This window comes from Bacillus sp. FSL W8-1127 (assembly GCF_038006725.1).
In the GTDB taxonomy this organism is placed as follows: domain Bacteria; phylum Bacillota; class Bacilli; order Bacillales; family DSM-4216; genus Bacillus_O; species Bacillus_O smithii.
The window spans coordinates 304,578-317,453 of the sequence record NZ_JBBOVU010000001.1; the positions used below are offsets into that span (position 1 = coordinate 304,578).

Sequence of the window (12,876 nt, forward strand, 5' to 3'; positions counted from 1 at the left end):
AAAATATGTTATAATGTATTATAAAACAGAATAATATTTGACGAGGAGGAGTCTGTCACCAAGGGATCATTGTGTCTTTTGGTAACAGGCTCTTTTTTATTTTTTCATTTTTGGGAAAAAACAAAGAAGGAAAGGTGGTAAGGAGATGCTTGTTTTGCAATTAGCGATGATTTTGGCAGCTTCCAAATTGGCAGGAAATATAAGTGTTAGGCTCGGTCAGCCATCTGTTTTAGGTGAATTGTTGGTTGGAATCATTCTTGGGCCTTCGGTACTGGGGGTGATTCATGATACGGACATTTTAAAGGAGATGAGCGAGATCGGTGTTATTTTGCTCATGTTTATAGCCGGGTTGGAAACTGATCTAAAAGAGTTTCTGCGCTCCGGAAAATCTTCCACGTTGGTGGCTGTCGGCGGCATCTTGGTTCCGCTTGTAGGAGGATATTTTCTCGGAGAAGCATTGGGCTTTTCATCCGAACAATCATGGTTTATGGGATTATTGCTTTCAGCAACCAGCGTCAGCATTTCAGTTCAAGCGTTAAAAGAAATGGACCGATTAAAATCACCCGAAGGTACTGCAATTTTAGGGGCGGCAGTGCTCGATGACATTTTAGTGATGATCGCTTTAGCCTTTTTTATGAGTATGATAGGAGGAGAAGTTCATTTTGGAACCATGCTTTTAACAAAGGGATTGTTTTTTGCGGGAGCGATATTCGCTGCATGGAAAGTTGTTCCGTGGATTTTAGAAAAACTGGCGCTCTTAAAGGTGGATCAATCTGTCCTTTCTGCAGCTCTCATCATTTGTTTTCTATATGCTTATTTAGCCGATTTGTCGGGAGTATCCGCTATTATCGGCGCATACATGGCCGGAGTCGCGATAAGTGTAACAGAATTTAAACATGAAATATTTGAAAAGACAGAAACCATTAGCTATTCCTTATTTGTTCCTGTATTTTTCACTTCGGTCGGAGTGGCAGCTTATTTTCATGGTATTGGTGAAAGTTTCTGGCTATTGGTCATTTTGAGCATTTTAGCGGTTTTCACCAAATTAATCGGCGCATCATGGGGAGCAAAAGCGGCCGGATTTTCTTGGGGTAGTTCATTGGGAATTGGCGCCGCCATGGTGTCTCGCGGAGAAGTGGCTTTAATTTTAGCCAATATTGGTTTGGAACATCAATTGGTCAGTCAGGAGTTGTTTACCGTTTTGGTTGTTGTGGTTCTGATCACCACGATTGCAACGCCGCCGATGATGAAATGGTTTTTCACAGTCGGATCGAAAGGAAAGACTTTAAAAAATACAGGATGAGATCGATGGAATACAGGAGTGTTGAAGTTTTTAGGATTTTGGTCACAGTTCTTTTTGTAAGAATACTATGATTATTGGGCGAATGGGAAATAAAACGGATTAAGCAACCGAAATTTTCCATTCGCCCTGTCAAGTTGTATGTAGGATTTGTCTTTTCTGAAAAAACATTTGTCTTTATATTGTAGAAAATCCTTGATTCCTATATGGAAAGAGTCCATAATGGAAATTAATCATTTAACTGAAAATTCTAAAATGAGCAGGGGTTGTCTTTATGAAAGTGGTCAAATTTGGCGGAACATCGCTTGCATCAGGAAAACAAATTCAAAAAGTACTGAACATTGTCATTTCTGATCCGAAAAGAAAGATTGTGGTGGTTTCAGCACCGGGAAAACGGTTTGCGGATGACACGAAAGTAACCGATTTGCTGATTGCGTGCGCCCGCAAGAAATTACGCGGCGAGGATGCGACAGATTGGCTGGAAGCGGTAGTGGAAAGATTCGCAAGCATTGCAATGGATTTGGAGATGTCAAACGATATCGTAAAGGAAATCCGTGCTGATTTAGAGGAGCGGCTACGAGGATACAAAGGGGATCCGAAGCGCTTTTTAGATCATATGAAAGCGGCAGGGGAGGATAATAATGCGAAGCTGATTGCCGCTTATTTTCAAGAGAGAGGAGTAGAGGCTAGATATGTTAGTCCGAAAGAAGCGGGATTAATTGTCACTGACGAACCGGGGAATGCACGGGTATTGCCGGAATCCTACAAGCGATTGTATTCGTTGCGGGAGCAAAGCGGAATCATTATTTTTCCCGGATTTTTCGGCTTCAGTAAAAACGGGGATGTGGTGACATTCTCCCGCGGCGGTTCGGATATTACAGGCTCTATTTTAGCCAATGGGGTGAAGGCGGAGCTTTATGAAAATTTTACGGATGTCGATGCTGTGTATGCCGTGAATCCGAATTTTGTTTCTCACCCGACGGAAATTCAAGAACTGACTTATCGGGAAATGAGGGAGTTGTCCTACGCCGGATTTTCTGTTTTTCATGATGAAGCCTTGATTCCGGCTTTCCGCGCCGGAATACCGGTCAACATCAAAAATACGAACAATCCTTCTGCGCCGGGGACCAAAATTGTCAATGAACGGGAAACGAAAAACGGACCGGTCGTGGGCATTGCGAGCGACGAAGGATTTTGCAGTATTTATATTCAAAAATATTTAATGAATAAGGAAATCGGATTCGGTCGGAAACTGCTGCAAATTTTAGAAGATTTCGGCCTTTCCTATGAACATATTCCTTCCGGTATTGACGATGTGACGGTTATTTTACGGGAAAATCAACTCAATCAGGAGCTAGAACAAGCGATATTGCACCAAATAAAAGAGAAACTAGATGCTGACGAAGTGAAAATTCAACATCGTCTTGCTTTGATTATGTTAGTGGGCGAGGGAATGCGCCGTAATATTGGAACAACGGCCCGAGCCGCGAGCGCGTTAGCAAAAGCGGGAGTGAATATTGAAATGGTGAACCAGGGATCTTCCGAAGTCAGTATGATGTTTGCTGTAAAGGAAGAAGTGGAAAGACGGGCGGTCCAAGCTTTATATGAAGAATTTTTTGTCAGCGTCCCGGTTTGAATCATAAGAGCAATAGCAACGAAAAGCCCTTACTATTCTAAGCTGCAATCGTTCGCCTTCTCGTTGTTGAAACCCGTGAGGCGGACGAGTCTCTCTTCCGACGGAAAACAATGATGGCACATTTGAGGAAAACAACTTTTGAGATTGCTTGGGAATTTTTAAGCGCCGCTTCGTTTTTCCGTAGGAGAACGAACATGAGATCTGATCAAAGCCCCGAAAAGCACACTTGGTCATATCATTGATCAGAATGCGTGTAACCCTTTATGCAATTATAAAATCTTTCTTTTTCGTTTTGTATGAAATCGCTATCAAATCAACTCGCTTTTCATTATTTAAGATCCGCAAAGCTCGGGTGGAAAAACCACAACAACAAGGCGATAACGGGGACCGTTAGTATGATAGCTTTGACATTACTTCGATGGTGAAGGCGAAGCATGGTAAATAAGATAATATTGAAAATAAAAGACCACATGGCATTCCATCCGTTATGATATAAAAACAGCCCTTTTTGGTGGAAAAAGAATTCGATTATTTCAAACAGTATAACCCATCCCGTAATGTACACAAACATTTTTTTCCCTTCAGGCAAAGATAAATAAAAATAAATGGCAACCGGTATGATCAAAAATGTAAAGATTAGATCAATGATTGTGTGGTTTAACCATTCTGTTTCTACAGAACGGTATTCCCATAACGTATGGTCGTAAAAAAGAAAATTATAAAGCAAATCGCAAATCACATAATACTGGATCGTTGTATAATATTTTTTCCATTTTGTCCATTCCGTCATCGGGATGGCAATAAGTAGATAAATTACGGTAAAAAGCAGCAAATACATAAAGAATACCTCTTTTGATAGTGGTAATATATATTATTCCATTTGTATGGATAGAGCATTCATGGGAAAGCAGAACAAATATTTCTAGTGAACAAAGATCGATATTCTGGTGCCATTCATTCACCAAATGAATAAAGTTTCTATTCTAGTTGAACAGGGACTTTCACTCTATAACCTAAGATACGATATAGAACGGAAAATAAATGAATGTTGCAATAAAATATTTCATTCAAGAATTTTGTGGAATCATCAATTTAAATGAGAAAACACGCGAATCAGAACGGACTGTCTTTCTTTTTTGGAGAATAGTTGAAATTAAGGTTTTGTTATATCATCCAAAAAATCAAGAACGGAATCCGTTCTTTTTTGTTTAAGTGTATATTTTCATTCATGGAGCCTCTCAGTATAATTTAATCAGAATTTTCTAAAAATAATCACTCGAATCAAAATGTTACCGCTTTCATTATTTGGCGCTGAAAATGAACAAATTAAGGGGGGATGGAAATGATTCAGACAGCTAACGGAGAAGAGATTTTTGTTATTGATGCTCATATAGCCTTGTGGGATGGCAGTAAGGAGAATCAACTGAATATTCATGGAGAGCAATTTATCAGCTGTTTTTATGATTATCACAAAAATCTGAGCCCTAAAGAATATTATTGGCCCTGGGATAAGTTTGTGAAGTATGATCCGGAAACGCTGGTTAACGACGTATTGGTTAAAGGATATGCAGATATGGCCATTTTTCAACCTGTCTATTTAAAAGAGTTTTATAAAAATGGTTTTGGTGATTTTGACGCAAATGACGCCCTTTCCAAACGGTACCCTAATCGTTTTATTTGCAACGGGACAATGGACCCGCGGCATGGCGAACGAGGATTGGAAAATTTGGAAAAAATGAAAGAAAAGTACAACTGGCAAGGGATTAAGTTGTATACAGCGGATTGGTATGGAAATTCAAAGGGATATAAACTTTCAGACGACTGGTCCAAAAGATATCTTGAAAAGTGCCAAGAATTAGGGATTAAAAATATTCACATTCATGAAGGACCCACGGTCACTCCTTTGAATCGGGATGCATTTGACGTAGCAGATGTGGATGATGCAGCAAGCTGTTTTCCGGAATTAAACTTTATCGTAGAACATGTAGGACTGCCGAGATTAGAAGATTTTTGCTGGATTGCGACACAGGAAAAAAATGTGTATGGAGGATTGGCGGTAGCTATTTCTTTAATCCATACTCGTCCTCGTTATTTTGCTGAAATCATAAGTGAATTGTTGTACTGGCTGGATGAAGACCGTATCATTTTTGGAAGCGATTATGCTATTTGGGAGCCAAAGTGGATTATCGAAAAGTTCCTTGAATTTGAACTTCCGGAAGATATCCAAGAAGAAACAGGTGTGACGTTGGATTTGAATGTGAAGAAGAAAATTTTAGGTGAGAATGTAGCGAGATTATACAACATAGATATCGAAGCGCAAAAAGAAAAGTTGAAAAATTGCGAATTAAATGAACGAAAGGCGAAACTTAATGAAATCAAAGCTAATTTCTAAAGGATCTTCACGAACAAAGGAAGTGGATCAAAGATTATGGAAAAAGAAGATCAAGTATATAGAATGCTTGAAAAAGTTTATGATCCTGAACTGGATCAACCTTTAACAGAGCTAGGGTTTATTGATCACATCGCCATTCAAGACCATCATGTAGAAGTTGTTTTTCGTTTACCGACTTATTGGTGCTCGCCGAACTTTGCCTATATCATGGCCGAAGATATACGGAAATATGTATCTGAACTGGAATGGGTGCATTCAGTGAAAGTCCATTTATTGGATCATTGTGCTTCCGATGAAATCAATCACGGAGCAACGAAAGGCAAGTCGTTTAACGAAGTCTTTCGTGACTTATCGGATGGAGACCTTGACGAATTGCGCAAAACGTTTGAGATAAAAGCTTACTATGCAAGGCAAGAAAAACTGATGAAATATCTCTTAAAAAATGGGATGACAAAGAAAGAGATGATAGGTTTGTCTCTGCAACAATTGAATGAATTGCCTTTATCGGAAGAAGGTCATCTGCTGAGAGACAAATATTTGGAGAAAAAAAGGGCCTTGAATCACTCCAATACATTGGCCTTCACAACTCCGGAAGATAAACAGCTGTCTGAAGAAGAATTTTCGTTTTACTTGCAAGGCGCCAAGCGTACGCGGATGAGCATGGAATTTAATGCCCATTATTGTCGAGGTTTGTTAGAAACACGATACCATTTGCCCTCTAACGATTAGATGAGCATGACGTAATGAAAAGAGATGTTAAGAAGTGTGTCCAAAACGAAAATATTTTTTAAAGAAGGAACGGTGATGAAAAAATGAGTAAAAAAGTTCTTATTGTAACGGGTGATGCGGTGGAAGCTTTAGAAGTATTTTATCCGTATTATCGTTGTATCGAAGAAAATATTCAATGCACGATTGCGTCTCCTGTGAAGAAAAAGCTTCAAACGGTTGTCCATGATTTCCTCCCTGAAATGGAGACCGTTACAGAAAAGTGGGGGTATAAAATCGAATCTCACGCATCCGTAGACGAAATTGATCCTGCTGACTTTGATGGGCTGATTATTCCCGGAGGACGCGCGCCTGAATATATACGTCTAAATAAAAAAGTTCAAGAAATCGTCGCTCACTTTTTAAAAGAAAATAAACCGCTTGGAGCCATCTGCCATGGACAACAAGTTTTAACGACTGTAAGAGAATATATCAATGGCAGGGAAATGACGGCATTCTCCGCTTGTCGGCCGGAAGTGGAAGCGGCAGGAGCTATTTACGTGGAAAAATTGCTTCATGTGGACGGAAATTTGGTGTCTGGGCATGCTTGGCCGGATTTGCCGGGATTTATGAAAGAATTCTTTGCATTATTAAATGTAAAAAAAGAAGCTTCTGTTTAAAGAATAGCTAAAAAGGGCTGAATCAAAAACGTTTGATTCAGCCTTTTTCTCTTTTTATTTGTAAAAACAATCAAAGAATCGATCGTTTAATGCATTAAGAGAGATTCTTTGTTTGGCTACAGTTTTCTTTTATCCATCTCATGATGGGAATGAGAATTCAATAACATGAGTGATATATAAAATATGACAATTCCTTCCGTGGTTTTCGGATTGATTCCGGTTAGCTCTTCGATTTTATTTAAACGATAATGCAGAGTATTAATATGTATATTCATTTCTTCTGAAGTTTTTTTGATCGATTGATTATTATGCAAATAGTGCTGCAAAGTATCGATGAGTATTGGATCTTCTTTCAAAACGTCAATCGTTCTTCTTTGAAAATCCTTTTGTATTTCGATGGGAATGTCTTCTAAGATAATTTCTAATATGAGATCTTCATAAAATACAATCCCAAGATGTTTTTGAGCCACTTTTAATGCTTTCATTGCCTCTTTAAATGATCTATGGATAATCTGTCTGCACATTGTCTTTCCTACACCAATTGCTAAATGGTGGTGATATTTCCTTTCGAATCTTTCTTTAAAGTTTTTTAATTGGCTATGGAAATGATTCTTGTTAAAAGTAGAGCCAATCTTTTTTAACAGCAAGAAACGTTCTTGCCCCCAGCGAATGAGGAAATGATTTTCTTTCCCGAATACAGAATAGAACAATTCCATGATTTCTTTTTGAATTCTGGGAATGTCATAGTGATCGAGTGTTTGTATTTCGGATTGTATGAGGGCGCAAATATGCGTGTCGTAAACGGGGATTCCCAGCATGACACCTCGCTCTAAAAATTCTTTATCAACCGATGTAGAGTTGATCCATTCATACAAATAAGATTCTATACCGCGTATTTCCCATTCGTTTCTCTCGGTATAATAAGCTTCTTGTATAATGAGTTCTGTCATTCTTCTAATTAATTCCGCAAACGGTTCCACTTTTTTAGGGTCTCCTGTTATTCCGATGACGCCGATTACTTGCTTATTAAACATAATGGGCATGTTGATGCCTGCTTTTACTCCTTTTAGAATTTTTGCTTTGTCCTGATCAATATAAAGTACTTTTTTTGTTTTAATGACAATGGTCGCTCCTTCATGAAAGGTGCCAATTCTGCTTTTTTCAGTGGAAGAAATGATGATTCCTTTTGTATCCACTAATATAATATCTTCTTTCATTACTTGCTGAACTTCTGAAATAATTTTAGAAGCTAAATTGGTTGATAAATGCATGGGGCATCGACCGCCTTCTTTTGGATTAAAAAACAATAAAAACGGTATATTTCACATTTTAATCATATGATCATACATAGATTAAATACCCAACTTTCTTTATAATAAAACAAAAATTAGAAAAGCGAGGGTTTTCAATATGATTCCTTCTCATGTGAAGAAGCGTTTTGTGGATATCGTAGGAAGGGAAAATTTCGAAGATTCAGAAGTAGAGCGGTTAGTTTATTCATACGATGCCACCCCTAATTTTCAATCTATTCCTGACGCGGTGGTTTCACCCAGAAATACGGAGGAAGTATCCGAAATATTAAAACTGTGCAATGAATGGGAAATACCGATTGTTCCGAGAGGATCGGGAACGAACTTGTGTGCCGGCACTTGTCCTGTTGAAGGAGGAGTTGTTCTTCTGTTTAAACATATGAACAAAATTTTAGAAATCGATGAAGAAAATTTAACCGTGACTTGTCAACCGGGAGTTATAACACTTGATTTAATCAATGCGGTTGAACAAAAAGGTTTATTTTATCCTCCTGATCCAAGTTCTATAAAAATATCGACGATCGGTGGGAATTTAAACGAAAACTCCGGGGGATTAAGAGGACTGAAATATGGAGTAACCCGTGATTATGTATTGGGATTGGAGGCAGTTCTTCCTAACGGAGATATCATCCGGACAGGAGGAAAATTAGCAAAAGATGTAGCGGGGTATGATTTAACTCGATTATTGGTAGGTTCAGAAGGCACACTGGGTGTGATTACAGAGGCGACGTTAAAATTGATTCCGCTTCCTGAAACAAAAAAGACAATGCTTGCTTTATATCAAGATTTAGAGGCTGCAGCTCGTTCCGTTTCCAAAATTATTGCGAATAAAGTTATTCCAGCGACTTTGGAGTTTTTAGATCAACCTACATTACAAGCGGTGGAAGACTATGCACAAATCGGTTTGCCGACGGATGTTCAAGCAGTGTTGCTAATCGAACAAGATGGAACCGCTGAAAATGTAAACAAAGATATGAAGATAATGGAAGAAATATGCAGAAGCGAAAATGCTGTCTCTGTACAGATCGCACAGTCTGAAGAAGAAGCGGAGGCGCTGCGTGCGGCCAGACGTACGGCTTTGTCAGCTTTAGCTCGACTGCAGCCGACAACTATTTTAGAAGATGCCACCGTTCCCAGATCAGAAATAGCCAAAATGGTGAAAGCCATCAATGACATAGCGCATAAATATAACGTCAATATATGTACATTTGGCCATGCCGGAGACGGGAATCTTCATCCTACATGCACAACCGATATTCGTAATAAAGAAGAGATGGAGAGAGTGGAAAAAGCTTTTGCTGAAATCTTTGAAAAAGCGATTGAATTGGGCGGAACCGTTACGGGGGAACATGGAGTGGGAGCTATGAAAGCGCCTTATTTAGAATGGAAACTGGGAGTATCAGGCATCCAAGTGATGAAATCGATCAAAGAAGCATTAGATCCCCATAATATTATGAATCCAGGGAAACTATTCGCAAAAGATACACGAAAACGGGTGGTGATATCAAAATGATGTCGGAATCCGAAAAGAAAAGTATTCAAATAGCCTTCAAGGAACGTATGAATGAAGATGAGTTATTAAACTGTATGAGATGCGGTTTTTGCTTGCCTTCATGTCCGACATACTTGGTATCTGGTTACAAAGAAAGCCAATCACCACGCGGAAGAATCGCTTTAATGAAGGCAGTTTATGACGGAGTGATACAACCGGATGATGAGTTTGTGAACTCATTGAACTTATGTTTAGGCTGCCGTGCGTGTGAGCCGGTCTGTCCGTCAGATGTTCATTACGGCCATTTATTGGAAGAAGCCAGAGACATCATAAACCAAAATAAAAAACATTCTTTACCCGTTCGAACGGTTCGTAAAGTAGTCTTTGAAAAATTATTTCCCAAAAAAAGTAATCTAATAAATGTCACTAGCTTGGTTGGATATTACCAAAGATCAGGTCTTCAAAAAGTGGCGCGTAAAATAGGATTTATGAAATTATTTCCTGATAACCTGAGAGAGATGGAAAAAATTCTGCCGGATATTCCTAAGAAAAAAGAAATGATCGATAGGGATGAACATTTTGCGCCCGCAGGTTCGAAAAAGGCGACTGTAGCTTTTTTTTCTGGATGTTTAATGGATACGATGTTTATGGAAACCAATCATGCGACGATTCAATTATTGCAAAAAGCCGGATGTGAAATTGTGATTCCTAAAACGCAATCATGTTGTGGTGCTCTGCACGGTCATGGCGGAGAGAAAGAAATCGCAAAAGAACTGGCGAAGCAAAATATTGAGGCATTTGAAAAACACGACGTCGATTACATTATTACAAACGCAGGCGGGTGCGGAGCTTTCTTGATTGAATACGACCATTTGTTGAAAGATGAACCGGAATGGTCAGAGCGGGCCAAAGCATTCGTGGCTAAGATAAAAGATATTACGGAAATTTTATATGAACTGGATTTTCACAAGAAATACAGCCTCTCTCTTCCGGAACAAATAGTAACCTATCAAGATTCTTGTCACTTAAGAAACGTCATGAAAACTTCCAAGGCTCCCAGAGAATTGCTTCGTTCTATTAAAGGAATTACGTTCAAAGAAATGGAAAACGCAGATAGTTGCTGCGGATCTGCCGGTATCTACAACATCGTAGAACCGAAGACATCCATGGAAATTTTGGATCAAAAAATGGTAAAAATCAAGAAAACAAAAGCAACAACGATCGTTACAGCGAATCCAGGATGTTTGATGCAAATGATGCTGGGAATAGAAAGAGAGAAGTTAAAGGATGTAAAAGCTGTTCATATTGTGGATTTATTATTAGAGGCGACAAAATATTAATATTTCAAGCTGCGGAAATGGAATGCCTGAGAAAGCGGGAGCCGTCACAGAAAAATCAGGAGATGTCGGAAGCTCTCATCGTAAAAGGATTGGGTATGAGCAATTCCTCTTTGCAAATCATTCATGCCATTCTTAAAATTTGAATGATCAATGATCATGAAATAAGTAGCCGATTCATGAATAATGCCAGTCCCACTCTAAATCACGGAGAAAAGGGCTGGTGATTTTTAAAATAGATATTTTTCTAGCCATCTTTGCTGTTGATTCCTGACAAAACAATCTTTTTTAGGCTGAAACGCTTCGAAAAAGAAAAGGACCATTTGTTGAGTAATAAAAAAGTTGTTTAAATTATAAAAATGTCATTTAAAAAATAAAAAAGTCGTTTAGTTGAATAGCGTACCAGTTATTTTAAAGGAAAATACTTATAATTAACGGGATGTTGCACAATAAGCCCAATATACTTCTTTTGATGTTTTTTGTGTTTGATATTCTAATTTTAAGAAGCATCTCTGTGAAATCAGAGATGCTTCCAGAGTGTAGACAAAAGGCATCCGAATGTGCGCTTTCGGATGCCTTTTGTCACTTTTATGCTTTCAAATGTTTGGAATAGACCCCTCCAGGGGTCTATTTTATGTTATTGCTGGACTTTTCCATGTCCAGCAAGCCATCTTTTTCAAATTCATTGCAGCAAAAGTTAGCATCGCCTGCATGGACAATTTTTTTAGACCTCTTAAGGTTGTCCAACGCATACCATGCTTTTCCTTTGCATCAGCAAAAACACGTTCAATGGTTTCTTTCCGTCTTGCATAAATGCTCTTATTCTCTTGTGTATGCCGAAGATGATCAGCTTCCTCTAAATAAAATTCCCATACATGTCGCTGAATCAGTTTTTTATGCTCCTTACTTTGGGTGCACTTCGAGAGGAATGGACAATCTTTACACTGGACTGGATCAGAAAAATATTGACGATAGCCTTCCTTCGTCGTAGTTGCATATTTTAACACTTGTCCTTGCGGACAAAGATAACAATCGTAGTATTCATCGTAAACATACTCATGTTTTTTGAAATAACCATCCTTTGTACGAGGGCGAGTATAAGGTAAAGCAGGGGTCATATCATTTTCAAATATGTATTGGGCAACGGCGGGAGTTTTATATCCAGCGTCAGCAGCAACTACAACCGGTTTTCCATGTTTTTCGATGACTTTTTCAAGAAGTGGCTCCAATACGGAACTGTCATGAATATTCCCTGGCGTTACAATAGCCCCCAAAACAAAGCCATTTCGATCCGCAGCAGCATGGAATGAGTAAGCAAACTGTTTTGTTCGCTCGTCTTTTACGTAGTAACCACTTTCCGGATCAGTGGTACTTTCTTTTATTTCTTTATATTCTTCTTTCCCAAATTTATCTGGAGGAAATGGCTTTTTTCCATGTGCTTCTCGATCAGCATTTATCTCATCTTGTAGACGTGCTTGATAGGCTTTCGTTTCTTTTCGAACCACTTTCTTCACAAATTTATGCTTATTCGCACTCGCTTTGACATGAGTAGAATCAATAAAGACATGCTCACTGCTTATCAGCTTCTTATCTGCAGCTTCTTTCAAAATGCGATAGAATATCTGTTCAAATAAGTCTGTATCCTTAAAGCGTCGCTCGTAGTTTTTCCCAAACGTTGAAAAGTGAGGTACCTTATCATAAAAACCAAATCCAAGAAACCAACGGTAAGCCAGATTCGTTTCGATTTCCTCTATAGTTTTTCGCATGGAACGAATACCGAAGGTATATTGGATGAAAGCCATTTTAATCAATACAACTGGATCAATACTTGGTCGACCTCTTTCCGATGAATACATGTCTTGAACAAGCGAATAGATAAATGAAAAATCAATAGCAGCGTCGATTTTACGAACCAAATGATCTGCAGGTACAAGTTGGTCTAAAGCTATCATTTCTATTTGATCACGATTCATCTGTGTATTTTTTGTTAGCACTTCATCCACCTCAATTCATTACGGTATCTT

The 12,876-nt window shown here is 38.7% G+C and carries 10 protein-coding genes; 7 read left to right on the top strand and 3 right to left on the bottom strand.

Annotated elements, in window-relative coordinates:
• The first annotated feature begins 145 nt into the window (after positions 1–145).
• Positions 146–1,303 (top strand): cation:proton antiporter, encoded by a 1,158-nt coding sequence (locus NST12_RS01475; RefSeq protein WP_341100082.1) that lies wholly within the window; start codon positions 146–148, stop codon positions 1,301–1,303.
• Positions 1,304–1,574: 271 nt separating this feature from the next.
• Complete coding sequence (locus NST12_RS01480; RefSeq protein ID WP_341100083.1) at positions 1,575–2,936, top strand: aspartate kinase; 1,362 nt, start codon at positions 1,575–1,577, stop codon at positions 2,934–2,936.
• Positions 2,937–3,264: 328 nt separating this feature from the next.
• Here NST12_RS01480 and NST12_RS01485 read toward each other — a convergent pair whose 3' ends face one another.
• Entirely contained in the window at positions 3,265–3,774 is a 510-nt protein-coding gene (locus tag NST12_RS01485) for a CBO0543 family protein (RefSeq protein ID WP_341100085.1), read from the bottom strand.
• 504 nt (positions 3,775–4,278) lie between these two features.
• Between NST12_RS01485 and NST12_RS01490 the strand changes: the two genes are divergently transcribed.
• The 3 genes from NST12_RS01490 to NST12_RS01500 all read left to right on the top strand — a co-directional run bounded on the left by NST12_RS01490 (position 4,279) and on the right by NST12_RS01500 (position 6,713).
• The gene (locus NST12_RS01490) at positions 4,279–5,328 is read left to right on the top strand and encodes an amidohydrolase family protein (RefSeq protein WP_341100086.1); all 1,050 of its coding nucleotides are present in this window, start codon (positions 4,279–4,281) and stop codon (positions 5,326–5,328) included.
• A gap of 36 nt (positions 5,329–5,364) precedes the next feature.
• Positions 5,365–6,057 (top strand): iron-sulfur cluster assembly protein, encoded by a 693-nt coding sequence (locus tag NST12_RS01495; RefSeq protein WP_003354848.1) that lies wholly within the window; start codon positions 5,365–5,367, stop codon positions 6,055–6,057.
• Between the two features lie 83 nt (positions 6,058–6,140).
• On the top strand, positions 6,141–6,713 hold the full coding sequence (locus NST12_RS01500; RefSeq protein ID WP_048622488.1) for a DJ-1/PfpI family protein: 573 nt from the start codon (positions 6,141–6,143) through the stop codon (positions 6,711–6,713).
• A 116-nt stretch (positions 6,714–6,829) separates the two neighbouring features.
• Here the strand turns inward: NST12_RS01500 and NST12_RS01505 are convergent, their stop codons facing one another.
• The gene (locus tag NST12_RS01505; protein WP_048622489.1) at positions 6,830–7,984 is read right to left on the bottom strand and encodes a CdaR family transcriptional regulator; all 1,155 of its coding nucleotides are present in this window, start codon (positions 7,982–7,984) and stop codon (positions 6,830–6,832) included.
• A gap of 139 nt (positions 7,985–8,123) precedes the next feature.
• Here NST12_RS01505 and glcD point away from each other — a divergent pair, with 139 nt between their 5' ends.
• Together glcD and NST12_RS01515 are read left to right on the top strand one after the other, a co-directional pair.
• Complete coding sequence (gene glcD / locus NST12_RS01510; protein WP_341027858.1) at positions 8,124–9,536, top strand: glycolate oxidase subunit GlcD; 1,413 nt, start codon at positions 8,124–8,126, stop codon at positions 9,534–9,536.
• Positions 9,533–10,855: a (Fe-S)-binding protein gene (locus NST12_RS01515; RefSeq protein WP_003354828.1), complete on the top strand. Its 1,323-nt coding sequence runs from the start codon at positions 9,533–9,535 to the stop codon at positions 10,853–10,855. The genes glcD and NST12_RS01515 overlap by 4 nt, the downstream gene beginning before the upstream one ends.
• 629 nt (positions 10,856–11,484) lie before the next feature.
• On the opposite strand, the gene NST12_RS01520 is transcribed toward NST12_RS01515, so the two are convergent.
• Positions 11,485–12,846 carry an IS1182 family transposase gene (locus NST12_RS01520; RefSeq protein WP_003354354.1) on the bottom strand — a complete coding sequence of 454 codons (1,362 nt, stop codon included), beginning with the start codon at positions 12,844–12,846 and terminating at the stop codon, positions 11,485–11,487.
• Between the last annotated feature and the right edge of the window lie 30 nt (positions 12,847–12,876).